The 25,192-nt window shown below is 55.1% G+C and carries 21 protein-coding genes and 1 other RNA gene; 19 read left to right on the top strand and 3 right to left on the bottom strand.

All coding sequences use genetic code 11. The features are described from left to right. The first annotated feature begins 1 nt into the window (after position 1). Both mrdA and rodA read left to right on the top strand, forming a co-directional pair. Positions 2–1,882, top strand: a complete 1,881-nt coding sequence (gene mrdA, locus QQL54_RS07280; RefSeq protein WP_284389125.1) for a penicillin-binding protein 2 — start codon at positions 2–4, stop codon at positions 1,880–1,882. Further along, positions 1,879–3,009, top strand: coding sequence for a rod shape-determining protein RodA (rodA, locus tag QQL54_RS07275; protein WP_284389124.1), 1,131 nt, complete (start codon positions 1,879–1,881; stop codon positions 3,007–3,009). Before mrdA ends, rodA begins: the two co-directional genes overlap by 4 nt. Here the strand turns inward: rodA and QQL54_RS07270 are convergent. Continuing rightward, positions 2,992–3,801 carry a response regulator gene (locus tag QQL54_RS07270; RefSeq protein WP_284389122.1) on the bottom strand — a complete coding sequence of 270 codons (810 nt, stop codon included), beginning with the start codon at positions 3,799–3,801 and terminating at the stop codon, positions 2,992–2,994. The two genes, rodA and QQL54_RS07270, sit on opposite strands and share 18 nt — an antisense overlap. A gap of 123 nt (positions 3,802–3,924) precedes the next feature. Here QQL54_RS07270 and QQL54_RS07265 point away from each other — a divergent pair, with 123 nt between their 5' ends. The 6 genes from QQL54_RS07265 (at position 3,925) to QQL54_RS07240 (ending at position 9,754) form a co-directional block, all read left to right on the top strand. After that, complete coding sequence (locus QQL54_RS07265; protein WP_284389120.1) at positions 3,925–5,289, top strand: sodium-dependent transporter; 1,365 nt, start codon at positions 3,925–3,927, stop codon at positions 5,287–5,289. A gap of 136 nt (positions 5,290–5,425) precedes the next feature. Beyond that, on the top strand, positions 5,426–6,043 hold the full coding sequence (locus tag QQL54_RS07260) for a hypothetical protein (RefSeq protein WP_284389118.1): 618 nt from the start codon (positions 5,426–5,428) through the stop codon (positions 6,041–6,043). 104 nt (positions 6,044–6,147) lie between these two features. Further along, the gene (locus QQL54_RS07255) at positions 6,148–7,278 is read left to right on the top strand and encodes an MlaE family ABC transporter permease (RefSeq protein ID WP_284389116.1); all 1,131 of its coding nucleotides are present in this window, start codon (positions 6,148–6,150) and stop codon (positions 7,276–7,278) included. A gap of 2 nt (positions 7,279–7,280) precedes the next feature. Beyond that, a complete protein-coding gene (locus QQL54_RS07250; RefSeq protein ID WP_284389114.1) occupies positions 7,281–8,123 on the top strand; it encodes an ABC transporter ATP-binding protein in 843 nt (280 codons plus the stop codon). Positions 8,124–8,126: 3 nt separating this feature from the next. Then, positions 8,127–9,107: an MlaD family protein gene (locus QQL54_RS07245; protein WP_284389111.1), complete on the top strand. Its 981-nt coding sequence runs from the start codon at positions 8,127–8,129 to the stop codon at positions 9,105–9,107. Beyond that, positions 9,104–9,754, top strand: coding sequence for an ABC-type transport auxiliary lipoprotein family protein (locus QQL54_RS07240; RefSeq protein WP_284389108.1), 651 nt, complete (start codon positions 9,104–9,106; stop codon positions 9,752–9,754). The genes QQL54_RS07245 and QQL54_RS07240 overlap by 4 nt, the downstream gene beginning before the upstream one ends. Here the strand turns inward: QQL54_RS07240 and QQL54_RS07235 are convergent. Then, positions 9,751–10,287, bottom strand: a complete 537-nt coding sequence (locus tag QQL54_RS07235; RefSeq protein ID WP_284389106.1) for a DedA family protein — start codon at positions 10,285–10,287, stop codon at positions 9,751–9,753. The genes QQL54_RS07240 and QQL54_RS07235 overlap by 4 nt on opposite strands. A gap of 235 nt (positions 10,288–10,522) precedes the next feature. On the opposite strand from QQL54_RS07235, the gene tig reads away from it, so the two are divergent. From tig to QQL54_RS07210, 5 genes are all read left to right on the top strand, one after another. Further along, positions 10,523–11,863, top strand: a complete 1,341-nt coding sequence (tig, locus tag QQL54_RS07230) for a trigger factor (protein ID WP_284389104.1) — start codon at positions 10,523–10,525, stop codon at positions 11,861–11,863. 195 nt (positions 11,864–12,058) lie between these two features. Then, positions 12,059–12,688, top strand: a complete 630-nt coding sequence (locus QQL54_RS07225; RefSeq protein WP_284389102.1) for an ATP-dependent Clp protease proteolytic subunit — start codon at positions 12,059–12,061, stop codon at positions 12,686–12,688. Positions 12,689–12,895: 207 nt separating this feature from the next. After that, complete coding sequence (gene clpX, locus QQL54_RS07220) at positions 12,896–14,161, top strand: ATP-dependent Clp protease ATP-binding subunit ClpX (protein WP_284389099.1); 1,266 nt, start codon at positions 12,896–12,898, stop codon at positions 14,159–14,161. A 157-nt stretch (positions 14,162–14,318) separates the two neighbouring features. Then, positions 14,319–16,709, top strand: coding sequence for an endopeptidase La (lon, locus tag QQL54_RS07215; protein ID WP_284389097.1), 2,391 nt, complete (start codon positions 14,319–14,321; stop codon positions 16,707–16,709). Then, positions 16,710–18,047 (top strand): CoA transferase, encoded by a 1,338-nt coding sequence (locus QQL54_RS07210; RefSeq protein WP_284389095.1) that lies wholly within the window; start codon positions 16,710–16,712, stop codon positions 18,045–18,047. Here the strand turns inward: QQL54_RS07210 and QQL54_RS07205 are convergent. Beyond that, a complete protein-coding gene (locus QQL54_RS07205; protein WP_284389093.1) occupies positions 18,044–19,726 on the bottom strand; it encodes an amidohydrolase in 1,683 nt (560 codons plus the stop codon). The two genes, QQL54_RS07210 and QQL54_RS07205, sit on opposite strands and share 4 nt — an antisense overlap. A gap of 48 nt (positions 19,727–19,774) precedes the next feature. Between QQL54_RS07205 and rnpB the strand changes: the two genes are divergently transcribed. The 6 genes from rnpB to QQL54_RS07175 all read left to right on the top strand — a co-directional run bounded on the left by rnpB (position 19,775) and on the right by QQL54_RS07175 (position 25,190). Then, positions 19,775–20,150: RNase P RNA component class A (gene rnpB, locus QQL54_RS07200), an RNA gene on the top strand. A 205-nt stretch (positions 20,151–20,355) separates the two neighbouring features. Next, the gene (locus QQL54_RS07195; protein ID WP_284389091.1) at positions 20,356–20,808 is read left to right on the top strand and encodes a division/cell wall cluster transcriptional repressor MraZ; all 453 of its coding nucleotides are present in this window, start codon (positions 20,356–20,358) and stop codon (positions 20,806–20,808) included. Next, complete coding sequence (gene rsmH / locus QQL54_RS07190) at positions 20,805–21,797, top strand: 16S rRNA (cytosine(1402)-N(4))-methyltransferase RsmH (RefSeq protein WP_284389089.1); 993 nt, start codon at positions 20,805–20,807, stop codon at positions 21,795–21,797. Before QQL54_RS07195 ends, rsmH begins: the two co-directional genes overlap by 4 nt. After that, on the top strand, positions 21,794–22,111 hold the full coding sequence (gene ftsL / locus QQL54_RS07185) for a cell division protein FtsL (RefSeq protein ID WP_284389087.1): 318 nt from the start codon (positions 21,794–21,796) through the stop codon (positions 22,109–22,111). Before rsmH ends, ftsL begins: the two co-directional genes overlap by 4 nt. After that, positions 22,108–23,772 carry a peptidoglycan D,D-transpeptidase FtsI family protein gene (locus QQL54_RS07180; protein ID WP_284389086.1) on the top strand — a complete coding sequence of 555 codons (1,665 nt, stop codon included), beginning with the start codon at positions 22,108–22,110 and terminating at the stop codon, positions 23,770–23,772. Before ftsL ends, QQL54_RS07180 begins: the two co-directional genes overlap by 4 nt. Beyond that, a complete protein-coding gene (locus tag QQL54_RS07175) occupies positions 23,769–25,190 on the top strand; it encodes a UDP-N-acetylmuramoyl-L-alanyl-D-glutamate--2,6-diaminopimelate ligase (protein WP_284389083.1) in 1,422 nt (473 codons plus the stop codon). The genes QQL54_RS07180 and QQL54_RS07175 overlap by 4 nt, the downstream gene beginning before the upstream one ends. The last annotated feature ends 2 nt before the right edge of the window (positions 25,191–25,192 follow it).

Below are 25,192 nucleotides of genomic sequence, written 5' to 3'. Positions count from 1 at the left end.
CGTGGCCCGTCGTCGCAATCCGAAAAAGGCTCAGGAGGCCAAATCTGAAGCGCAAATCACGCGTCGGACAGCCGTTCTGGGCGCGGGCGGGCTCGGCATTTTCGGTATTCTCGCGGGCCGTTCCTATCAATTGCAGATCGAGCAGAGTGAAAACTATCTCGCTCTGTCCGAAGAGAACCGGTTCAACTATCAAACTGTGTTGCCCAGTCGGGGCCTTGTCCGAGATCGGCATGGTGAGCCACTCGCGAGCAACACGCTCGACTATCGTGTCTATCTAGTCGCTGAACAAATCGACGATCTGACCTTGACCCTGTCTCAGTTGGGGGAGGTGATCAGCCTGTCAGATCGAGAGTTGAAACGCATTCGCCGCGATGTGGCGCGTCGTCCGGACTTTGTTCCGGTCAGCGTAAAAGACCATGTGGATTGGGACGACTTTGCCGCGCTGAACATGCGGGTTCATGCCTTGCCAGGGATCATACCGACAGCCGGGGAAGGGCGCGCCTATCCGGATGATGGGTTGTTCTCACACATTACCGGATATGTTGGCAAAGCGAACGATGCCGACCTTGCTAAGGATGAAGACCCTCTGCTGCTGCAGCCCGCTTTTCGGATTGGCAAGACGGGCGTTGAGCAAGCCGCTGATAAGCAACTTCGCGGGAAGGCGGGAAAGCTTAAAGTCGAGGTGAATGCCCGGGGCCGTGTCGTCCGCGAATGGCCAGAGCCGGGGGACGCCGCGCGTCCGGGCAATGATGTTTATCTGACACTGGATGCACCCTTGCAGCGCTTTGCCGCTGAACAATTTGGCGAGGATAGTGGCGGGATTGCGGTCATGGACGTGATGACGGGCGAGTTGAGGACATTGCTGTCCATGCCAACTTTCGATGCGAACCTCTTCGTATCGGGCTTGACCCAAGCTGATATGGACGCGCTCAATAGTGACGAAAAGCGGCCGCAATATAACAAGGTTCTGTCTGGCGGTTATGCGCCCGCGTCGACCTATAAGATGGCGGTCATGCTGGCGGCTTTGGAAAGCCGAAAGGTTGACCCCAAGCGTCGCATCTTCTGTGGTGGGAAAGTCCGTTTGGGTAATCGCCTTTTCCACTGTTGGAAGCCCGAAGGTCACGGCGCCATGAACATGCGAGATGCGCTCAAACATAGCTGTGACACCTATTTTTATGAAATCTCACAGGTGATCGGTGTGGAGGCTATTGCGGCATCCGCGCGCCGTCTGGGTCTCGGGCAGCGGCACGATATTGGCGTTGCGGGCGAGAAGCGCGGTATTGTCCCTGAGCCGACGTGGAAGCGCGATCGGCTGGGCGCAGGTTGGCGCATGGGCGACACGCTTAATGCATCGATTGGTCAGGGTTTTGTGCTGGCGTCGCCGATGCAGCTGGCCGTGATGGTGGCGCGACTGGCGAACGGATATAATGCCGTTTCTCCCAGCTTGTTCGCAGGTGTCGATCAAGGTGTTTTTAGTTCGCTGGAAATCGATCCGGCGCATATCAGTTTCGTTCAAGATGCAATGTGGAGCGTATGCGAGGAACCGGGCGGCACGGCGTATCGAAATAATGGCCTCGGCATTCCGGGCTTGGATATGGCGGGAAAAACGGGGACATCTCAAGTCCGCGGTATTTCACGCGCCGAACGCGCCAGTGGCGTTATCAAAAATGATGAACTGCCTTGGAAGTACCGCGATCATTCTATTTTTGTCGGTTATGCGCCCTATACAAACCCGCGCTTTGCCGTGGGTTGTGTCGTGGAACATGCTGGCTCTGGGGCGGGCCGTGCGGCCGAGATCACGCGGGCTGTTCTCGGCGAAGCGCTTCGTCGTGACGGGCTCGGTCCGCATACGGATGCGTCATCAGATCGAGCGCGCTTATGACGGCGCGGTTCGAAGAGGTCGATGGCTTTGGCAATAAGCTCTATCAGATCAATTGGCTTTTACCCGTTTTAGCGGGCTTGTTGGGCGTTGTCGGCGTCTTGGCAATCCTATCCGCAACCAATGGTATCTGGAGCCAAGGCGCTATGCAGCATGGTGTGCGGATCGCCTTTGCTTTCATCATTATGATCTGTGTCGCCATGACCAATATTCGTGTTTGGTACACGTTGGCTTATCCGGCCTATTTCGGTGCGTTGCTCTTATTGTTGGGCGTTGAACTTTTCGGCGTTAATGTGAATGGCTCAGTCCGGTGGCTGGATCTAGGGCCGATCCGTATTCAGCCTTCTGAACTCGTAAAGCCTGCCATTGTTCTCGCTTTAGCCCGCTATTATCATGATTTGCCGAGCTGGCGTGTCTCGGACCCCTTCGGATTGCTTGGAGCGCTTTTGCTCGTTGCGGTTCCAATGGCGCTGGTTTTGCGTCAGCCTGACCTCGGGACGTCTTTGCTGATTTGCGCGACGGGGGCTGCGCTGATTTTCTTGGCAGGCGTGAGTTGGCGGGTGATTACACTGGCGTCTATTTTGGCTGCGATCAGCGTTCCGATTGTATGGCAATTCGGCCTTCGGGATTATCAGCGTGAGCGGGTGCTGACCTTTTTCGATCCGAGCCGAGATCCTGCAGGTGCCAGCTATCATATTACACAGTCGAAGATTGCCTTGGGGTCAGGTGGATTGTCCGGAAAAGGCTATCTGCAAGGGACTCAGCGGCAAGGGGGCTATGTCCCCGAAAATCGAACGGATTTCATTTCGACCGTGATTGGCGAGGAATTTGGATTCATCGGGTCGTTGGCTCTGATGGGGCTTTACATCGCCGTCATTGCCGCCTGCATCCGGCTCTCAATGCAGTGTAAGGCAGTGTTCTCTCGGCTTCTCATTCTTGGGCTTTCGACGACGTTCGCGCTCTATACCTTCATCAATCTTGGCATGGTGATGGGGCTGGTCCCTGTTGTCGGCGTACCGTTGCCGCTCGTATCTTATGGCGGGACGGTCGTGTTGGTCGTTATGGGTGGCTTTGGGCTGATGCTCTCTGCGCACCTTCACACGGGCACACAATTACCGCGTAGCGACTGACTCAGCAGAGATGTCCAGAAGCGCTTGTTCCAGCTGCGGTAAACTGTCGCGTACAGCATGCAGTAATTTTGCGACCCCGGTTGTGAGGTCCTCGATCGGTGCGCCCCGTAATTCGCTCGCTAAGTAAGGGGCGCGGTCCATACCGACCGTCAGTGATGCGCTGCGCAGAGAATGGAGAGCGGCTTGAAACCGTTCAGTATCGTGTACGTCTCGGTTCAGGCAGCCGGGCAGGCATCTAGAAATTTCACGCAATGCCGCAGACAGGCCCTGCCGATAACTGCGCCATATGCGTTCGCGCGTAACGTCGTCTGCCAAGCCTGCTCCATCACGGATAATAGCTTCGTCCAATAAGGGTCGCGACGCCGCATCAGGTGAATTTGCCGCAATTCCCGTTAGAGTTGGCGTCAGAGTGGGCCCATCGCCATTTTTCACCCTGGAAAAGGATGCGTGGAGATCACCTTTACGCAGGGGCTTGGCAATCACCCCGTCAAATCCAGCCTGTTGGTAGGCAGCAATATCGTCTGGTCGATCATAAGCCGTGAGTGCGAACACGTAAGGTCGGACTGAAACCAACATTTTTGACAAGGGCGGTCGCAGATATTGCACCGATTCCAAGCCGTCCATGACCGGCATGACGATGTCGAGCAGGATAATATCAAAAGGTTCAACTCTCGCTCGACCGATGGCTTCCACGCCATTGGGCACTATGGTCACGACGTGACCCTCGCGTTCCAAAATTGATCGCGCGACTAGACTGTTCGATAGATTGTTTTCGGCAAGAAGAACACGCATAGGTCGCATTTGTGTGACGCAACCTAAGATATCGTGAATTTTCATTAGCGTGAACCCGCATCTGATTCCTTGACGCGACGAACACAGTCCCTAATCAGATGTCTGGTTTTGGGGAATTCAGATATGCCAGCAGCTCCCGGGACGGCACAATGGTCGTCGCGCTTCGCATTTATCATGGCCGCGGTCGGCTCGTCAGTCGGCCTCGGGAACCTTTGGCGCTTCAGTAGCGAAGCCGGTTCCAACGGCGGCGCAGCCTTCATTCTGATCTATTTGCTAGCCGTCGTGCTGGTTTGTATTCCGGTCTTGATGAGTGAGTATTTGGTTGGTCGGGCAGGCCTGTCAGCCAATGCCGTCGATAGTATCGCTGAAGTCGCGATCAAATCCAAAGTAACACGCAATTGGACGGTCTTATCATGGGTCGGAATGATTGCAGGCTTCCTAATCGTGACTTTTTACTGCGTCGTGGCTGCATGGGTTATCCGCTACATTTTCAAATTCTTGGGCAATGACTTTGCCGGCAAAAGTGCTGACGAGGTCGCGGGAGTTTTCGTCAACTTCATCTCCACGCCGATGCAGGTCCTGCCTTGGTTCCTAATCTTTGCTGTGATTACGATTTGGCTCGTCTCGCGCGGGGTCAATCGCGGTATTGAGCTGGCAGCCAAGATTTTGATGCCAGTATTCTTCGCTCTTCTGGCGGGTTTGGCGCTGTTTGCTCTGATCAGCAACGCCGGAAATGGCGGTACGGCGCAGGCTCTATCCTTCCTCTACTCCCCAGATTTCAGCAAGATCAATGGTAGCGTCGCTAGTGCTGCATTGGGACAAGCATTCTTCTCAGTCGGCATCGGTTCGGCCATTATGATTACTTACGGCTCATATCTGCCTCAGAGCATTTCGATCCCGAAAGCGTCGGTCCTTGTGGCTTTGACAGATACAGGCGTTGCTCTGATTGCGGGCTTGGCAATCTTCCCGATCGTCTTTGCGTTTGGCTTGGAAGCCTCGTCAGGCGCTGGCTTGTTCTTCATCACGCTTCCAAACGCATTCACATCCATGGGCGCAATCGGAACAGTTGTCGGCGCGGCCTTCTTCTTCCTCGCCTTTTTCGCAGCCATCACCTCATCGGTCAGCTTATTAGAACCTTCCGTGGCTTTCGTGTCCGAGCGCTTTAAAATGTCCAAAGCCAAGGCGGCTTGGACAATGGGTGCGATTATGATCGCTGTCGGCCTGATCAGCGTGTTTGGACAAACGACCGAAAGCCCAACCTTCGCACTCGATACGATCGATACCTTCACGGGTCAGGTCATGCTGCCGACCGCTGGTCTGCTGATCGTCCTGTTCGTTGGCTGGCGTCTCGATAAGGCCATTATTGCTGAGGAGTTTGCAGGCAGTGAAGGCCTTGGCAATATTCTGCTGTTCCTGACGCGATTTGTGGCGCCAATCTTTGTCGCCGTAGTGCTGGTCTCGTCAGTCTATGGGGCGTATTTCTCCTAGAATGAGAAACAATTAGACGCGTAAGTCTGACTGCCTTTTAACAAACGCATTCAGACAGAGTTCAATTAGTTCGGCTAGAATAGCCACCAACGCGACGACATAAAAACGGGCTAAGCCTCAGATTCAAGGACAGACGATGAGATCACGGGTTATTCTCTTCGCCAGTACAGCACTCCTTTGCACAGGGTGTGCGACCGTCGATTTGCAGAATATGAGCGGGGCATCGACTGCCTCCGCAGATGTGGCTGGTCCTGAAGACAGTAATGTCGTTCAGCGCGCCGTTGAAAAACTTCGCGCCACCTTTGCCTCGCATGGGTTTGGCGAAAAGGCGTCGCAGCGGAAAATGCATGCGGCGGCTGACATGTTGCTTAATGGTCTGTCCGCTAAATCCGTATCCGCGCCGGATGAGGGCTATGCAGCGACTGTGAGACCAGTGTCTGTCGTGGTTCAAGATATTCAACTGGCTAAACGCCATGTTGAACAGACGGCTCGCGCCGCAGAAATTTATCTCGAAGTCGCGCCGGCGGATCGAAAGCTGAATGATGAACTGGAAAGTCTGCAGGCCGCTTTGATCGCTTCAGAACGCGCGTCTCGGGTTTTCAGCGAGGCCCTGCCGGGTGGGTCTATCGAAGCTTTGACCGAGTATCGGGTCTCGGTTGATCGCTTGCGCACGATCACTGACGAATTTGGTGTTCGCGTTCGTATGACGCAGTCTGGAAAGCTGGCGTTAAGTGCCGCATCAGGTCTCGGCTAAACCTCACGACAACCCCTAATTCTGTATAATAAGCGGGATGACTCCGAGCCTAATGCTATGTCTGGGCACTTGACCCGACTCTAGGGCTGGCGCACGTCCGGGGAATGCTGACCGCACCGGCACATTATGATCTCTCAGTCCAAGGCCAGCGGCTCCGGGTCACGGCGCGTGGTGTTTGGACTATTGAAACCGCCGCCTCGATTAATGACGCGCTTGAGCGCGACTATGGGGCTGTGACCTATGACTCTGTCGATTATCATCTCGACGGTGTTGAAGACATGGATACAGCGGGGGCTTATCTGCTGACGAAAGCCATGCGCGTCGGTGATGACATCAAAGATTGGCAGCTGGTTGGGGGAACACCGGCGCAGAAAACTTTACTGAGCGTTGCGGCGGACGCCCAAATGGGTGAGCCCCCAATGGAACCCCGGCAGTGGTACGATATATTGGACCGCCTTGGTCGGGCGACTTTGCGGTTCTGGGACGAGCTTTATGCCACTTTGGCGTTTGTCGGCCAATTCTTTGTCATGTTCTTCGGTGTTCTGCTGAACCCGCGCCGTTTACGCGTCAAATCTATCGTCGCACTGATGGAAGAAATCGGTCTGGATGCTGCGCCCATCGTGGCGATGCTGTCCTTCGCTATCGGTGCAGTTATCGCCTATATGGGGGCGAACTTGCTCGGCGCGCTTGGTTTCTCCGTTTTCATGGTCGATCTGGTCGGTGTGGCCATGTTGCGTGAACTCGCTGTTGTTATCACGGCGATCTTGATTGCGGGGCGTTCAGCGTCGGCCTTCACCGCGCAGATCGGCGCAATGAAAATGCGTCAGGAAATCGACGCGATGACTGTCATGGGGCTTGATACATTCGAGACACTCGTGATCCCGCGCGCGATTGCTTGCCTGCTGACAGTACCAATCCTGACATTTCTGGCGATGATGAGCGGAATTCTGGGAGGCCTGATTGTTGCTTGGGCGACCCCAACGCAGATTTCGCCAGCCTTGTTTTTTAGCCGCCTGCAAGAAACTGTCGATCTTCAGCATTTCTGGGTCGGTATGGTCAAAGCGCCGTTTTTCGCGCTCGTGATTGCCGTTGTCGGGTGTCGTCAAGGCCTGGCCGTGAGTGGTTCCGTCGATAGCCTTGGGTCGCGCGTGACGACTTCAGTGGTTCAAGCCATTTTCGCTGTCATCCTGATTGACGCGATGTTCGCTGTCTTATTCTACCAGCTGGGCGTTTGATCATGAAACCCGTCGAATCCGCTGATACTTCGCCGATCGAAGCCACTGGGATTTTGACCCAGTTTGGAACGAATGTGATCCACAAGGATCTCGACTTTGCGATCACGCGAGGAGAAATCGCTGGGTTAGTTGGTGGGTCTGGGTCGGGTAAATCTGTCCTGATGAATACTTTACTTGGGTTGAAGGTCCCCGAGGCCGGGGAGATACGTTATTTTGGCAAACGTCGATCGGATCTCGACCCTGTGGAAGAGATGCGTCTGAAGAATGAAATGGGCGTTTTGTTTCAAGGTGGGGCCTTGTTTTCGTCTCTCACCGTTCGTCAGAATATCATGGTGCCGATGATCGAGCATCTTGATATGTCAAAAGCGCTGATGTGCGAATTGGCGGATATGAAAATCCACATGGTCGGTTTGCCGCCTGAAAGTGCGGTTCTCTATCCGTCCGATCTATCGGGCGGTATGAAGAAGCGTGCCGGTCTCGCGCGGTCACTAGCGCTGGACCCGCAGATCCTGTTTTTGGATGAACCGACAGCTGGTCTTGACCCTATCGGGGCACATGCCTTTGATACGCTGATCCTCAGTCTCCGGGACGCGCTGGATCTGACGGTGTTGATGGTTACGCATGACCTCGATAGCCTTTATGCGATCTGCGACCGTGTTGCTGTGCTGGTAGACAAGCGGATTGCAGTCTATGATAGGTTGGATGTGGTTGAGCAGTATGACCATGCTTGGGTAAAAGAATATTTCGGCGGGCCCCGGTCCAGAGCCGCATTGTCGACACCCGGGCAAAAGGTTGCGACCAAACAAAAAGGGGCGACGCCGCGCGGCGCGACCGCAGGGCATTAGGGCATGGAAAACAAAGCAAATTACGCTCTGATTGGCAGCTTTGTGCTTGTCGCGCTTGTCGCCACGGTCGGCTTTATTCTCTGGTTGACGGGGTCCGAATTCGATCAAAAGTTCGATGAATATCAGGTTGCGTTTCAGGGGCCTGTCCGCGGCCTGTCACCGGGTTCGGAAGTTCGTTTTAACGGTATTGGGGTCGGTGAAGTTACGGCGATCCGCTTGGATCGGGAGGATCCGAATACGGTGCTCGCTGATATTCGCATCGATGCGAATACGCCCGTTGATACGAAAAGCTACGCGGCGCTGGAGCCTTTGGGTCTGACAGGTCTCAATTATCTTCAGATATTCGCCGGTGGTGAGGAATTCCCTTTGATCAAGGATATGCCGGGGGGACGTGATGCTCGCCGGATAGAAGGGCGTGCGGATCAGCTTTCTAGCATTTTAGAAGGCGGCGGTTCAGTTGTTGAACAAGCGCAAATCGCCTTGAAGCGGGTCAACGACATTTTGAGTGATGAGGCGATCGCGGACGTCCAAGGCACGCTGCGCAATATTAACCGGATCACGGCTGAACTCGACTTCTCCGATCTTGATATGGAAAATGTCAACGGCTTGGTCTCTGATGCGCGGACGACTGTCCGAAAAGTCGGGAGCATGGCTGATGCGGCGAGAGAGACACTCGAATCGGTTGATGCCGTGATTGAAACAGATGTCCCTGTTCTACTCACTCGCATTGAAACGACGATGGGCGAAGTAGACGAAACACTGAATGCCTTTGAAGGCACAGCGTCTCAGGCCAATGAGCTGATTGTCGACACGCGTGACGCCGTCAATCGTCTGTCCAACTCTGGCCTCACAGACTTGGAAGAAACGGTTGATGCTATTCGGCGTCTGGTTCTTTCGCTTGGCCGCGTCGCCGATGCGATGGAACAGAGCCCGTTAGAATTCATTTCCGGCACTGAAGCCGACACTGTGGAGCTGCCCCAATGATTCGAAACGCAGCCCTTGCACTCGCCGCCGCCACATTGGTGACGGGTTGCTCTATCATTCCGGATCCGGCTCCTGCCGAAATTGTCTACCGCCTGTCTCTGTCAGGCGACAGTGTTCAACCTGATCCAGGGGCACGGGTCATTCGCGTCGACCGTCCCTCTGCGACCAGCATCTTCAATACGCGGTCTATTGTTGTGTCGCCGGATGGTCGTCGCTTATCGACGGCGGCACAGGCCAAGTGGCCCGAAGGGACGCCGACCATGTTACAGGAGTCGTTGGTCGACGCTCTGTCTCGCGAAGCCTCTATCATCGGCGTGTTGCCGCAATCCGGCACTCGAACGGATACGCGTGTACATATCACGATCAAGAATTTCGAAGCCCAGTTCGATCGGGGTGAGGCGAGTGCTCCGCTGGCTATCGTTCGCTACACGGCCAGTTTGGCGAACGCGACGGATCGTCGGCTAATTAGCACCTATACGACCCGGCACGAGGTTCGTGCCGATGCTGCGCGAGTCTCGTCCATTGTCGAGGCTATTGAAAAGGCGAATGATCTCGCCATGAAAGATATCGTCGCTTGGATTATCAAAGCGGATAAACAGGGCTTGATCGAAGAAGCTGTCGCTATGGCATCAGCAAAGGCGCCCTAGTTTTTTTGCCAGTTACGACGGATCCCAAAAGTTATAGCGGCCAGTGCGATCACAATAACCGCCAGCGATGTCATGATATATTCGATTCGGTCGCCAAACAGTTCTCCGAGGCCGTGGCACAACGCGAAGATGACTGTGCAATAGAGTAGGGCGGTCGCAAAGATGACGGCGCAGAACCTAGGGTAACTGACCTTGAAGTAGCCACAAGCCACATAGACCGGAACGCGCGCGAGTGGCAAGAATCGGGCCGTCAACAGTGTGATGATAAGGTTGCGCTTCACCTTGCCGCGAAATTCCATGACATGTTCCCTCTCGGCATAAGCGCGCGCGCGGGTAGATGTATGCGCCGCCCGTCCAATCCAATATTTCCAGATGTCAGACAGAAATAGCCCGCTCAGTATGACAAAGAAAATCACAGGAAAATGGTCAGCGTCTGCGGCTGATAGAGTCGCAGCAGCGATAACGGCAGCATCTTCTTGGACAAATGGGCCAAGGAAGATGCCGAGGTAAAGAAGCCAGCTCGGATCCATCATAAGGGGTCTATGCGCGATTAGGGTTAAGTCTGTCTTGGCAAACTATAGTCAAATTGACAGGAATCGACTATTGAGTGCTGCTGAAATTAGACATGGCTTGATTGTTGAATCCCTGAGCCGCGCGTGGCATAGCGCCGCGAACTTTAGAATGAGCTCGCCCCAGACAGATCGGAGAATATCTCCCGGTGTCGACCGGACGCGCTCGTAATGCCTTAAGACTAGTCAGAGAAGACCTATGGATATCAAGGAACTTGAAGCCGATGGCCTGACCCGGAAATACCAGGTCACGGTCAAAAAAGAGGCGCTCGAAGAAAAGCTAGACGCCAAGATCAAGGAAATGCAGCCGCAGGTCTCTTTGAAGGGTTTCCGCCCTGGCAAAGTACCAGCAGCGCACATCCGTAAGATGTTTGGCCAGTCCATCATGAAAGATGTGGTGGAAGAAGTTCTCAATGAGAGCAGCCAACAAGCGATCAATGATAATAATCTACGCCCAGCCGGTCAGCCGCAAATCGACCTGCGTGCGAATGGCGAAGATGTCACTAACGGTAATGCCGACCTCGAATACAATATGACGGTTGAGAGCATTCCTGAATTTGAAGCCGTTGATCCTACGACTTTGAAGTTCACACGCTTGGTCACTGAGCTCGACGAGGAAATCGTCGATGAGCGTTTGAAGGAATTGGGCGCAAGTCAGAAATCCTACAAGAAGAAGGCCAAGACTGCGAAAGCCAAAAAGGGCGATGCGGTTCTGATCGACTTCGTCGGGTCTATTGACGGTGAAGAGTTTGAAGGCGGGGCCATGGAAGGCCACCAGCTGGTTATCGGCTCTGGTACATTCATTCCGGGCTTTGAAGACGAGCTAATCGGTGTGAAGGCGGGCGATGACAAAGACGTCACCGTAACCTTCCCCGAAGATTACCAAGCGTCTGAGTTGGCTGGCAAAGAAGCCATCTTCAAGACCAAGGTCCACGAAGTTCAAGGCGAGACCGAAGCTAAGATCGATGATGAATTCGCGAAGAAATTCGGCATGGATGATCTCGAAGCGCTCAAGACCGCCGTTCGGGAACAACTCGAATCAGAGCTTGAAGGGCAGAGCCGGATGAAGCTTAAGCGCTCTATCCTGGACGAGCTGGACAGCAAGCATGAGTTTGAACTGCCTAAAGGCATGGTTGAAACTGAGTTTGAAAACATCTGGAACCAGGTGAAGGCCGAAAAAGAAGCCGGTCAGCTGGATGACGATGACGCCGCTAAGTCAGACGAAGAACTCGAAGCAGACTATCGCAAAATCGCGCAGCGTCGCGTTCGCCTCGGTCTTGTTTTGGCTGAAATGGGCCAGAAAGAGACAATCGATATCTCCAATGAAGAACTGCAGGGTGCTCTGATCGCTGAAGCGCGTCGCTACCCAGGACAAGAGCAGCAAGTCATTGAGTTCTATCAGAAGAACCCACAAGCGTTGGCGCAACTCCGTGCGCCTATCTACGAAGAAAAAGTGGTCGCTTTGATCACTGAAAAAGCCACGGTCAAAGACAAGAAGGTCGACCGTGAGAAACTCTTCGAAGAGGATCCAATGCTCTAGAGCTTCGGACATCCTTATGATCGAGCCCGGCCATCGCGCCGGGCTTTTTCATATGTGATAGGCGGTCCTTAACTTCTGAATCGGATAGGGAATGGAGCGGAGGCCAGCCCTTGCGCCTTGGCCCGCGCATCGCAATATAGATTAAAACATCTTTCTGGCGTCCTGCCGGAAGACCACAGACCGAAAGTCCCCTGAATGTACGATCCGATCGAGAAGCTGAACTCTGTCACCAATTATCTGATTCCGACCGTAGTCGAGCAATCATCGCGCGGTGAGCGCGCTTTTGACATCTACTCGCGCTTGTTGCGCGACCGTATCATCTTTCTGACAGGCCCAGTTGAGGACAATATGTCCGCGTCTATCTGTGCTCAGCTCCTGTTTCTTGAGTCCGAGAACCCGAAGAAAGAGATCAGCATGTATATTAACTCGCCCGGCGGCGTTGTGACGGCAGGCATGGCGATTTACGATACCATGCAGTATATCCGCTGCCCCGTGAGTACAGTTTGCATCGGCCAAGCGGCGTCTATGGGGTCGTTACTGCTCTGCGCTGGCGATCCGGATATGCGCGTCGCTCTGCCCAATGCCCGTATCATGGTTCATCAGCCGTCAGGCGGTTTCCGCGGTCAGGCATCCGATATTGAACGTCATGCGCAGGATATCCTCGCTATGAAGAAGCGTCTCAATGAAATTTACGTCAAGCATACGGGCAAAAAATACGCGACAATTGAGAAGACACTCGACCGCGATCACTTCATGACCGCTGAAGAAGCTAAGGATTTTGGCATCGTCGATCATGTATACGTCAAACGCGGCGAAGACGCATAAGTCTCATAATACAGTTTAAGCTCACGCCTTTTTGGCGTGGGTGAACCGACAATCAGGCTTGCACAGGCCTGAATATCGGTGTCGTATGGAGATTCGAAAGGCCGTGTTTACATAATGCAGTCATAAAGAGCCGAAGTCGACTGTAATGTCGGCACTCGGATTGCAGGGGGTCTGGTCGGCGTAAGTCGTATTGGGACAAGATTGAGTATGAGCAAGACGACGACGACAGAGAGCAAAAACACGCTCTATTGCTCCTTCTGCGGCAAGAGCCAGCATGAGGTCCGAAAGCTGATTGCGGGTCCGACCGTGTTCATCTGCGACGAATGTGTCGAACTCTGCATGGATATTATCAAGGAAGAGGGGAAATCCTCTCTCTCCAAAGGTCAAGAAGGTGTGCCGACGCCGCAGGAAATCTGCGATACGCTCAACGACTACGTCATTGGCCAAGAATACGCGAAACGCGTCCTCTCTGTCGCTGTGCACAACCACTATAAACGCCTGAATCACGCCGCGACCAATCCCGAAGTGGAATTGGCCAAGTCGAATATTCTTTTGGTGGGTCCGACGGGTTGCGGTAAAACGCTTCTAGCTCAAACGCTTGCCCGCATTCTCGATGTGCCGTTCACGATGGCTGACGCCACGACACTGACAGAAGCTGGCTATGTCGGTGAAGATGTTGAGAACATCATTCTGAAATTGCTGCAAAGCGCCGACTATAATGTTGAACGCGCTCAACGCGGCATCGTCTATATCGATGAAGTCGACAAAATTTCTCGTAAATCCGACAACCCATCGATCACGCGCGATGTTTCGGGCGAAGGCGTGCAGCAGGCTTTGCTAAAGATTATGGAGGGCACAGTCGCTTCTGTGCCGCCGCAGGGCGGTCGCAAACATCCGCAGCAGGAATTCCTTCAGGTCGACACCACAAACATTCTGTTCGTCGTCGGCGGGGCCTTTGCAGGTTTGCATAAAGTAATCGCTAACCGCGGTGATCAAGCCAGCATCGGCTTTGGCGGCCGGGTTAAGGATGAGGATAGCCGGACGGTCGGTGCCATTTTGCGCGGTGTTCAACCCGAAGATTTGCAGAAATTTGGTTTGATCCCTGAATTCATTGGTCGCTTGCCTGTAATTGCTACTCTGACGGACCTAGACGAAGACGCGCTCATCACGATCCTGACGGAGCCTAAGAACGCTTTGGTCAAGCAGTATGAAACGTTGTTCGCCATGGAAGACGTCAAATTGACCTTCACTGAGGACGCGCTTCAAGCGGTCGCTAAAAGAGCCTTGGCTCGTAAAACCGGCGCGCGCGGTCTCAGATCGATCATGGAAGGTATCTTGCTAGATTCTATGTATGATTTACCGTCCTATGAGGGTGTAGGTGAAGTGGTCATCAATGCCGATGTCGTCGAAGGTGACGGCGAGGTTAAACCGCTGCTGATTTATGCAGAAGCGCCTGCTGAGAAGGCGGGTTAATTTCGCTGGGTTTGAATATAGAAAGGCCGCCTTTGGGCGGCTTTTTTGTTGGTTTTATTGGCTGTTATCGCAGCGCCTATCCTGACTCGTGGTCTTGCACTCGGACCGCACGTCTCCCACTTAGCTTTGACCGAATGTATAAGAGGCTTACTCGTTCATGACGCAAACATTGCCCGTTCTCCCACTCCGCGACATAGTTGTGTTTCCGCACATGGTCGTCCCCCTTTTCGTGGGTCGAGATAAGTCGATCAAGGCGCTGGAAGAGGTGATGCGGGCGGACAAGCAGATATTCCTGCTGACCCAACGCGATTCCTCTACCGATGAACCGACGGGCGAAGATTTGTTCGCCTATGGCTGTATCGCCAAAATTATGCAGTTGCTGAAATTGCCTGACGGCACGGTTCGTGTGCTGGTTGAGGGTCAATCGCGCGCGCAATTACTAGCATTGGGCGAGCGTGATGGTTTTATGGAAGCCGAGATCGAGATGGTCGAGGCTGCGGGCGATAAAGCAAAATCCCGGGTATTAGCAAAAGATGTCCGTGAGGCGTTTGCCGACTTCGGAAAGGTCAATAACCGTATCGCCGATGAGGTGGTGAGTTCGGTCGTCGATACGAATGACGCGTCCAAACTGGCCGACACAGTTGCCGTACATCTCGGCGCCGATCTGCAGACAAAGCAGGACTTGTTGGAAATGGCTGACCCGGCCGACCGATTAGCCCGAATTATGGATGTTATTGGCGGTGAAACTTCTGTCCTCAAAGTTGAGAAGAAGATCCGCAGCCGCGTCAAACGCCAGATGGAAAAAACGCAACGAGAATATTACCTTAATGAGCAGATGAAGGCGATCAAGAACGAGCTCGGCGATGACGAGGTCGATGAGATCGCAGACCTGACTGAGAAGGTTGAAAAGACCAAGCTGACGAAAGAAGCCCGTACGAAACTCACTTCCGAGATTAAGAAGCTCAAACAGATGAGTCCGATGAGCGCGGAAGCCAACGTCTCGCGCAATTATATCGACTGGATGTTGTCCGTGCCGTGGGGAAAGAAAAAGCGCGTTCAGCGTGATCTCGCCAAGGCGCAAGCGATTTTGGACGAGGATCACTACGGTCTCGACAAGGTCAAAGAGCGCATCATCGAACATCTCGCCGTGCAGACCCGCACGAAGAAAGTGAAGGGGCCTATCCTATGTCTCGTGGGACCACCGGGCGTCGGTAAAACCTCACTTGGCAAATCTGTGGCCAAAGCCACGGGGCGGGAATTTGTGCGCGTTTCATTAGGTGGCGTTCGCGACGAATCTGAGATTCGCGGTCATCGCCGCACTTATATTGGCTCCATGCCGGGCCGGGTCATCCAGTCGATGAAGAAGTCGAAATATGTCAATCCGCTGTTCCTGTTCGATGAGATCGACAAGATGGGCAGCGACCATCGCGGTGACCCGTCTGCAGCGCTTTTGGAAGTGCTTGATCCTGAGCAGAACGATACGTTTAACGACCACTATCTCGACGTAGATTACGATCTGTCTGACGTGATGTTTATTACGACAGCCAACAGTTTGAACATGCCGCAGCCGCTTCTCGACCGCATGGAAGTGATCCGCATTCCGGGTTACACAGAGGATGAAAAGGTCGAAATCGCCCGTCGCCACCTAATCCCTGAACAGGTCAAAGAAAATGGTCTGAAGGCGGAAGAGTTCTCCGTGTCCGACGATTCAGTGCGCGAGATCATCCGCTATTATACGCGAGAGGCTGGTGTTCGCTCGCTCAAGCGCGAGATTGCGCGTCTGGCCCGGAAAGCTCTGACCCTGATCATCAAGGACGAAACGAAAACTGTGGCCGTCACGCCTGACAATATTGGCGAATTTCTCGGTGTGAAGAAACACCGTTTCGGCCGCACAGATACAGAAGATCAAATTGGCGTTGTCACAGGTCTGGCCTGGACATCGGTCGGCGGTGATTTGCTGACAATCGAAGCCGTGTCCATGTCAGGACGCGGTAAAATGACGGTCACGGGCAACCTCAAAGACGTGATGAAAGAATCCATTTCTGCGGCGAACAGCTATGTGCAGGCGCGCGCGCCTGAATTTGGCATCAATCCGCGCGAGTTCCGTTCCCGTGATATTCACGTACACGTGCCGGAAGGCGCAACGCCTAAAGATGGGCCTAGCGCCGGTATCGCGATGGTGACAGCGATGGTCTCCGTGCTGACGGGCATCCCTGTTCGGTCCGATGTCGCCATGACGGGCGAAGTCACGCTGCGCGGTCGCGTTTTGCCCATCGGTGGATTGAAGGAAAAATTACTCGCCGCCCTGCGCGGCGGCGTCCGCACCGTGCTGATCCCGGATGAGAACGAAAAAGATCTCGCTGAAATTCCGGATAATGTGAAAAATGAGCTCCGCATCATTCCTGTTGGGTCCGTCGATGATGTGCTCGAACATGCACTCACTCGCGCGCCTGAAGCCATCGACTGGACTGAGGATGATGCGGCACAACTGTCTGGAATCTTACTCGGCGGATCGCCTTCAATCGAACCAGGGGCTCAAGCTCACTAAGTGACGATCCGGGCGCAAGTCGCAGAGGCGCTGAACGACGCTGGGCTGCAGAGCACAGGTTTTTCTGAACGTGGCCAGGGTAGTTGGCCTTCGGCCTTCGCTGTTTCTGATCTGGCTGTCGCCTCCGTTGGGACGGTCTGTTCAGAACTCGCGTCCTTAAGCGGTCGTGATGATCCTGTCGTCATTGACCGTCGTTTGGCCTCGCTCTGGTGTGATCTGACCATCCAACCGCAGGGCTGGGCACTGCCGCCTGTCTGGGATGATCTAGCGGGCATTTACCAAGCACGTGACGGTTTTATTCGACTGCATACAAACGTCCCGCACCACAAGGCGGCCGCTTTGCGAGCGCTCGGCGTGGCGGCGGGTCGAGAGACGGTCGAAGCTGCCGTGGCAGGTTGGGACGCAGAAGCTCTGGAGGCCGCAATCGTCAAAGAAAATGGCTGTGCCGCGCGCCTGATGAGTCTCACCGATTGGCGTGCCCACCCACAAGGTCGAGCGGTCAATGCCGAGCCTCTGATCACTTGGTCTCAGTCTGGAAAAGCCGATGCGGTTTGGTCTCCGGGCCCGCCAGATCGTCTGCTCGCTGGCCTTAAAGTTTTAGATTTGACGCGTGTGCTGGCAGGGCCTGTCTGCACGCGAACACTCGCCGGATTTGGCGCGGATGTGCTGCGAATTGACCCGCCGGGATGGTCAGAACCATTGGTCGAAATGGAAGTCACGCCGGGCAAACGGCTCTCGACCCTCGATCTAAAAACCGAGCCGGGCAGAGACTGTTTTCTTGAGTTGCTCAGTCAGGCGGATGTGTTCGTGCATGGCTACCGCAACGGCGCGCTCGAGACGCTGGGACTGGGCGAAGACATAAGGCGTGCGACGAATCCAGAGGTCATAGATATTGCTCTGAACGCTTATGGTTGGACAGGGCCGTGGTCGCACAGGCGCGGCTTTGACAGTCTGGTGCAGATGAGCAGCGGCATCGCGCATCACGGGATGGATTGGAAGGGCGCAGACCGACCCGTTCCGTTACCCGTTCAGGCCCTAGATTTTGCGACAGGGTACTTGATGACGGCGACGGTGCTACGAGCCATTCGGATTCGTACTAAGATTGGCGCCGTTCTGACGGCTCGCCTTTCTCTGGCGCGGACGTCCGCACTGCTGGCGTCTGTACCCGCAGACAATGATGGATCCGCATTCAAGCCTTTGGCCGAGAGCGATTTATCTACAGACTTAGAGCAGACGGACTGGGGGCCTGCGCGGCGGATCCGCTTCCCCGCGGACCAAGCGATGGGTTGGTCTATTCCTGCCAGACGATTACATAGTGACGCGGCGAGTTGGCCTTAAGGGTAAATCACCCCGTCCTTGATCCGGCCCAACACACGGATTTTACTCCAATTTTCCGGCTTTGTCGTCAGCGGGTTGCGATCCACAATCGTGAAGTTGGCGCGCTTTCCGGCTTCTATCGAACCTATCTCATTCTCAAGGCCGAGCGACCATGCGGCATCAAGCGTAATGGCCTTGATCGCTTGCTCACGGGTCAGCCGCTCTTCGGGCAGGCTGATTGTTCCGTCCTCCGTGTCACGAAGGAGATGCGCTTGCGCGGCGAGCAGCGGGTAAGGCGGTGCTAGGGGCGCGTCGCTATGCAGCGTCGTCGGGATACCGGCTTTCGCCGTGCTGCCCATCGGCGAAAGATATTCGGCCTTTTCGCCAATCGCCTCGGCCATGACACCGCCCATGTAACGGACGTAATGACTGGCTGCAGAAACTCCTGCGGGCAGCTTTGCAAGCCGTTCGATCTGACTGGGTGTCAAAAGGGCGGCGTGCTCAATAATCAGACGTTGCTCGTCCGTTCCGGGCGACTGGGCTTCAAACGCTGAAAGTGTGCTGTCTTGTGCAGCATCGCCATTGGAATGAATGTGGATGTCAATTCCGGCATTCCAGTACCTGGCCATCAGATCCGGCAAGGCATCTGGTTGGATGACATAAAGTCCTGTCTGACCTTTGCTTTGACCGCCGACATAGCCGGGTGGCGTGAGTTTCATGGTCTGGCTGTAGAATGCCGCGTCGGAGAATAACTTAATCTGGGGCAGCACATTCTCGCGCTCTGCCGCCATTTGCCTGACTGTCTCCACGACCGTATCGCCAAACTCTTGTTCGAAAGCTCTGTGCTCAGGAACCAGATAAACCTGATATCCATCCGTGCTGTCATGATGGGCAGCTAAGAATGTATCTTCGATCGCACGGCCAAATATGCCGTAACCCATTTCCGCGACGGTTGTGACGCCTGCATCCCGCAAGAGGGCTTCATAACGGTCCCAGCCCAACTGAATATGATCCGGATGCATGATCACGGCGGCGAATCTTTCGAAAATGGCGAGTAGCGCGTCTTCGTAAATGCGTCCGGTGAGTTCGCCGACGTTATCTAGCTCGATCCCATGAAACTGGTCCGCAAGGGCAGGGGTCGCGCCGACCATATTGATCGCCGCACTGTTGAGATAGAAATCGTGTCCCGACCAGTGCCAGAGAAAAAGCGGTCGCTCAGTCGAGATGGCGTCCAGATCGTCGCGTCGAATGTCGCCCTGAATAAGGTCGTGATAGCCCCAAAGTACGAGGGGGCCATCTGGTGCGCTGGCGTCAATTTCAGCTATCCGCGTCAATAGTGCGCCCCGACTGGTCAGACCCGATATTTCGCCGTCCGGCATAGGGACGTCCCAAGGCGGTACCATTTCCGCGCCATACATCATTGCGCCCAGTGTCATGTGAACATGCGGGTCAATCAGTCCGGGTAGAAGAACTTGATCGGCATATTCTTCGTTAATCGTCGCACCGCTCAACTGTTTGCGCAGTGCATCAAAATCGCCGACCGCAGTGATGCCACCGTCTTTCACAGCGACTCCTGTGGCCTTCGGTTGGTCCGCATCGGCGGTGATGGCGGTGGTTCGATAGAGGGTGATGTCTGATAAATCAGGCTGAGAGTCGGCGCATCCTGCGAGCAGGATGAAGGCAATGATTGATCTTCGCATGGCTATACCCCTTGACCTGTAGGGGCCTAACACGATTTAGAGCGCGTGTCAGAGGGCTGGGCGGCCGCGTCACTTTCGAGTGCCGAGGAAAGTCCGGGCTCCAGCGAAGCAGGATGCCGGATAACGCCCGGCGGAGGTGACTCCAGGGACAGTGCCACAGAGAGAAGACTACCCGCCTATGCCTTCGGGCGCGCGCGGGAAAAGCTGAAAGGGTGCGGTAAGAGCGCACCGGGCCTACCGCAAGGCAGGCCGTCACGGTAAACCCCATCCGGAGCAAGACCAAATAGGGACGGCGTATGTCGGGCTTTGCCGATGTCGTCCGGGTCGGTCGCAAGAGATCGTGCGCAAGCACGATCCTAGATGAATGGTCGCCCCCGCAAAGTAATTTGCGGGACAAAACCCGGCTTACAGGCCCTCTGACACTTTTCTTCCGGTTCTCCACAAGTCACGGCATTGAATCAGTTGTATATTGCTCGCTTATCCACAGGACTCACACACTGTTAAGGGGTTGGGCATTATACCTAACAAAAGCTCAATGTGGCGTTGATGACCATGAATTCCCACGATATCCCACAGGATACCAAGCCTCGTTCCAATTCGGAGCGAAGCGCTGTGCGCGGGACGCCTTCATGTTCTTGTCGACCTCGACCAACACTATCGATGCGAAGGGACGCACATCTGTGCCGTCACCCTTCCGCGATGCGTTGGGCGATGATGCTGCCGTTTTTATCTGGCCGAGCGTTCGCGGTGACTTTCTCGAGGGTGGAGGTGAGGCGTTAATGAAAGCTTTGCAGCGCGAAATTTTCGATCGTGTCGCCGATGGATCGCTTGCGCCGGTAGCGGCGGAAGCGCAGCAGGTCATGCTGCTCGGCGAAGCGCGTAGGCTCAGCTATGACAAAACCGGGCGGATCGTCTTGCCGGAAGCCTTTCGCGATCATGCCAACCTATCCAATTCTGCTACCTTTGTCGGTCTGGGTAATCGTTTCCAAGTTTGGGAGCCTGAGGCCCATGAAACACGCAAAGCCGCAATGCGCGAAAGCGTGCGATCGACTCCACTGATTATGGGGGTCGAGCGACCGTGACGACGCGTCCGCATATCCCTGTAATGTTGGCCGAAGTGTTGGCGGCGGCTAACATTGCCGATGGCGATCTGGTCGTGGACGCGACCTTCGGCAATGGGGGTTATAGCGAAGCCTTTCTGCTGCAGGCCAACTGCTCTGTGATCGGTCTGGATCGGGATCCAACCGTTCAGCCACGCGCGGAGGCGCTTGCGGCCAAATATGATGATCGGTTTCGACTGGTTGAAACACCGTTCTCAGAGATGGATCAGCGCGACCTGCCGATGGCTGATGTCGTTGTCTTTGATATTGGCGTATCGTCTATGCAGATCGATCAGGCCGAACGGGGCTTCTCTTTCCAAAAGGACGGGCCGCTCGACATGCGGATGAGCCGCTCCGGGCCGACTGCCCAAGACGCCGTCATGTCGCTGAGTGAAGGTGAACTGGCGACCTTGTTTAAATTCTACGGTGAGGAGCGTCACGCGCGCCGCGCCGCGCAACGCATTGTCGAAGCGCGCACAGAGTCCGCCATCACGACCACGGCCGAGTTGGCCGATATTGTCGAAGCGGCCATTGGGCGGTCTGGAAAAATTCATCCCGCGACCCGTGTTTTCCAAGCGTTACGAATTTTCATCAATGATGAATTGGGAGAGCTATATCGGGGCCTCTGCGCTGCGGAGAGCCTCCTCAAGCCGGGTGGGCGATTGGTAGTCGTGACGTTCCACTCGCTCGAAGACCGCATCGCGAAGCAATTCTTGCGTGACCGAGCGGGTGAGGTTGAAGGTGGATCGCGCTATGCGCCCGCCGTCGCCGTCACGGGTCCCGACGCTAGCTTTACCTTGCCGCGACGCTCGGTCGTGAAGCCGAGCAAAACGGAAGAAGCGGAAAATCCGCGTTCACGATCGGCCAAACTTCGTCTCGCTATTCGTACGACAGCGAAGGCACATCCGAGCGATCCGAATGCTTGGTTGCCGACTAAACTCGATGTGCCGTCACTGGAGCGGCTCACATGAATGCGCCCTATGTTTATACGCCAGTCGAGCGGACCTCGCGCCGTCTTGGCCTGTTTCTTTTGGTTCTTCTGGGTCTTAGTCTGACCATGGTCTTGTTCTTTGTGAAAACCCGCGCGCAAGACGCCCGCGCTGACGTCGCCCGGATAGAGGCGCAAATCAAAATGCATGAAGCGGCCATCACCGTTTTGGTGGCAGAGCGCGCGGTCCTGGCGAATTCAGATCGCATTCGCCCGCTGTCAGAAGAGCGATTGGGCTTGCAGCCGATTACTGTGGCGGAAACATCGACTTTGGCGGCCGTTGAGGTGCAGCCATGAGTCTCGCGCCCTTTGCCGACAAGAAATCGATGTCTCTGTCAGACATCAACGAGGCTGCGGTATCGGAAGGCCGCATTCGGATTCGGATTAGTTTGATCCTGTTCCTATCCATGATTGCGATTGTTCTTGTGCGACTGGCAGAGGTTGCTTTGCTGTCGCCGGATGATCATCGCCGAGATCAGCCGCAGGAGCTGGTCCAATATCGCGCTGACATCACGGATCGTCATGGACGTTTGCTGGCGACGACCTTGTCGAGCTATTCACTTTATGCAGAACCTGCACGGATATGGAATCCCGATGAAACCGCAGCTGCGCTTGTCTCCATTCGACCTGATTTAAATCTATCCAAGGTTACGCAACAACTGGCCTCTGATCGCGCCTTTGTCTGGATCGACCGCGGGTTATCGCCGAAAGAAAAACAGGCAATCTTCGAGTTGGGCCATTCAGGTCTAGGCTTTCGGCGCGAGCCACGACGGGCTTATCCTAATGCTCCATTGGCGGCACATCTGGTCGGTTGGACCGATATTGATTTGGTCGGTGCGGCAGGGGTGGAACGCGCTTTTGACGATCGATTGACAGCTGACAGGGCACCAGAGATGGCGCTCGCGCTCGATAGTCGGGTTCAGTTCGCCATTGCTGAAGAGCTTCAGAAAAGCGTCGACCAGTTCTCTGCCTTATCCGCCGCCGCTGTTTTGCTCGATATCCATAGCGGAGAGATCATTTCGATGGTCTCGTTACCGGATTTCAATTCCAATGATTATGGCGCGGCATTGCCCGAAGCCCGCTTCAATCACGCCGCAATGTCGACCTACGACCTTGGTTCTGTATTCAAACCCCTGACGATGGCGATGGCTTTGGAGGATGGTTTGACGAGCCGAGATGAGGTTTTTGACGTGCACAAGCCCTACAAAGTGCGAAACAAATTTATCCGCGATGATCATCCGTCTGATACGCCATTAACGCTGGATTATGTGCTGTCAGAATCGTCTAATCGTGGCACGGCCATGATTGCGCAGCGGATTGGCGCAGAGCGTCAGCAGCACTATTTGCGGGAACTCGGGCTTCTATCGCGCGTGTCATATGGTCTTAATGAGAGTGCAAAACCGCAAATTCAGGATAATTGGGGTGAGATGGCCACGGTCACGATTTCCTACGGTCATGGATTGGCAGTGACACCATTGGCGCTCGTCACCGCGATTGGCGCGATGCTTAATGATGGTGTCTATGTCGAACCGACAGTTGTGAAGCGTGATGCCACGCGTCCGCCAGAAACGCACCGTGTCTTTTCAAGCGCAATATCGCAGGACTTGGCGGATATGATGCGATTGACTGTGGTTGAAGGCACAGGGAAGAAAGCTAACATTCCCGGCTTCGGTGTCATGGGAAAAACTGGGACCGCAGAGAAGCCAAGTAATGGGGGTTATGATCAAACCCGGCTGGTGACATCCTTTGTTGCGGCTTTTCCCCATTCTTCGCCTCGTTACGCCTTGATCATCACATTGGATGAGCCGAAGGGGCTGCCCGAAACCTATGGCTATGCCACGGCGGGTTGGAATGCGGCCCCGACTGCCGGAGCGGTGATCGAACGGATTGGTCCGATGTTACCCGGTGCGCGTGACATCCCAAAGACGGCAGCCCGACCTGTGAAAGCGCTACGATGAATTGTCTCGCCTTGAAAGATTTGGGCCTGAGCGGAGACGCTGAGGTGACGGGCCTGTCCTGCGACTCGCGTTTAGTGAAGCCGGGACATGTGTTCGCGGCTTTGCCGGGAACAGCGCTCGATGGGCGCGACTATATTCCGCAGGCGATAAAAAGTGGCGCGATTGCCATTCTTAGCACGCCGGATGCCGATACTCTGGGCTTGCCGCTACTCGCCTCCGACGAACCCCGCCTTGATTATGCGCGTTTGGCGAAACGGCTTTATCCGGGCCAACCCGCCACAGTGGTCGCGGTCACGGGCACGAATGGGAAAAGCTCTACTGTCGAGTTTTTGCGCCAGATTTGGCAGTTCGCCGGTCACACCTCAGCCTGCTTCGGAACGCTGGGTGTCCGCACAGAGAACGGCTTGGCGCCGATGAGCCATACGACTCCGGACGCCTTGGTCCTGCACAGCGTCATGGACTCGCTTCATACTGACGGCGTGACACATGTCGCGATGGAAGCCTCCTCGCACGGGCTTGACCAGCGTCGTATGGATGAGGTCGCGTTGAGTGCTGCGGGCTTCACCAATCTGACCCAAGATCATTACGACTATCACGAGACCCCAGAAGCGTATTTCGAGGCGAAGGCGCGTCTGTTTACTGAATTGCTACCGGATCGCAGTCCTGTCGTGGTCATGGTCGATGATGAGGCTGGGCGGTCTTTATATGACAGGTGTGAGGCGGAAGACTTTTATGCCCGGTCTATTGGTTGGTCGGGTCGAGACATTCGCATCGCTGAGATCATGCCGCATGCGGCTTCTCAGAAGTTGACGCTGATTATCGACGGTGAACGCTCGCAGATTGAAATTCCCTTGGCAGGTGAGTTTCAAGCTCTCAACGCCGTCACCGCGCTGGGCCTTGCGCTTGTGACGGGTGTGCCGAAAGATACCGCGTTGGCGGCAATGGAGGGATTGAGCGGCGTCTCAGGCCGTCTGGAAATTGCGGGCCGCAAAAACAATGGCGCGCCGGTGTTCGTTGATTTCGCCCATACCGAAGATGGTCTACTCAAGCTGCTCCAGTCTATTCGCCCCCACGTGGAAGGTAAGCTGCGCATCGTCTTTGGCTGCGGCGGGGATCGCGATCCTGACAAGCGCGCCAAAATGGGTGCCGCAGCCTGCCGTCATGCAGACGATGTGATTGTCACGGACGACAATCCGCGCACTGAGGTGCCAGCGGATATTCGGGCGGCCGTTTTAATCGGATGCCCGAGCGCGACTGAAGTTGGCGACCGCCGCGCAGCCATCGCGGAAGGAATTTCGCGGCTGGAGGCGGGTGATTGCCTCGTTGTGGCCGGGAAAGGTCACGAGCAGGGGCAGATCGTTGGTAAGACCGTCATCCCATTCAGTGATGTTACAGTTGTGCAGGAGCTTCTCGCTTGAGC

This window comes from Algimonas ampicilliniresistens (assembly GCF_030159955.1).
In the GTDB taxonomy this organism is placed as follows: Bacteria; Pseudomonadota; Alphaproteobacteria; order Caulobacterales; family Maricaulaceae; genus Litorimonas; species Litorimonas ampicilliniresistens.
Note: the sequence above shows the minus strand (reverse complement) of the source record. Positions and strands in the feature narration are given on the sequence as shown.

Excerpts from the sequence above, each read along its gene's own strand:
- rodA (WP_284389124.1), top strand. The coding sequence starts at position 1,879 with ATGACGGCGCGGTTCGAAGAGGTCGATGGCTTTGGCAATAAGCTCTAT.
- QQL54_RS07270 (WP_284389122.1), bottom strand. The coding sequence starts at position 3,801 with ATGCGTGTTCTTCTTGCCGAAAACAATCTATCGAACAGTCTAGTCGCG.
- QQL54_RS07265 (WP_284389120.1), top strand. The coding sequence starts at position 3,925 with ATGCCAGCAGCTCCCGGGACGGCACAATGGTCGTCGCGCTTCGCATTT.
- QQL54_RS07260 (WP_284389118.1), top strand. The coding sequence starts at position 5,426 with ATGAGATCACGGGTTATTCTCTTCGCCAGTACAGCACTCCTTTGCACA.
- QQL54_RS07255 (WP_284389116.1), top strand. The coding sequence starts at position 6,148 with ATGCTGACCGCACCGGCACATTATGATCTCTCAGTCCAAGGCCAGCGG.
- QQL54_RS07250 (WP_284389114.1), top strand. The coding sequence starts at position 7,281 with ATGAAACCCGTCGAATCCGCTGATACTTCGCCGATCGAAGCCACTGGG.
- QQL54_RS07245 (WP_284389111.1), top strand. The coding sequence starts at position 8,127 with ATGGAAAACAAAGCAAATTACGCTCTGATTGGCAGCTTTGTGCTTGTC.
- QQL54_RS07240 (WP_284389108.1), top strand. The coding sequence starts at position 9,104 with ATGATTCGAAACGCAGCCCTTGCACTCGCCGCCGCCACATTGGTGACG.
- QQL54_RS07235 (WP_284389106.1), bottom strand. The coding sequence starts at position 10,287 with ATGATGGATCCGAGCTGGCTTCTTTACCTCGGCATCTTCCTTGGCCCA.
- tig (WP_284389104.1), top strand. The coding sequence starts at position 10,523 with ATGGATATCAAGGAACTTGAAGCCGATGGCCTGACCCGGAAATACCAG.
- QQL54_RS07225 (WP_284389102.1), top strand. The coding sequence starts at position 12,059 with ATGTACGATCCGATCGAGAAGCTGAACTCTGTCACCAATTATCTGATT.
- clpX (WP_284389099.1), top strand. The coding sequence starts at position 12,896 with ATGAGCAAGACGACGACGACAGAGAGCAAAAACACGCTCTATTGCTCC.
- lon (WP_284389097.1), top strand. The coding sequence starts at position 14,319 with ATGACGCAAACATTGCCCGTTCTCCCACTCCGCGACATAGTTGTGTTT.
- QQL54_RS07205 (WP_284389093.1), bottom strand. The coding sequence starts at position 19,726 with ATGCGAAGATCAATCATTGCCTTCATCCTGCTCGCAGGATGCGCCGAC.
- QQL54_RS07195 (WP_284389091.1), top strand. The coding sequence starts at position 20,356 with ATGTTCTTGTCGACCTCGACCAACACTATCGATGCGAAGGGACGCACA.
- ftsL (WP_284389087.1), top strand. The coding sequence starts at position 21,794 with ATGAATGCGCCCTATGTTTATACGCCAGTCGAGCGGACCTCGCGCCGT.
- QQL54_RS07180 (WP_284389086.1), top strand. The coding sequence starts at position 22,108 with ATGAGTCTCGCGCCCTTTGCCGACAAGAAATCGATGTCTCTGTCAGAC.
- QQL54_RS07175 (WP_284389083.1), top strand. The coding sequence starts at position 23,769 with ATGAATTGTCTCGCCTTGAAAGATTTGGGCCTGAGCGGAGACGCTGAG.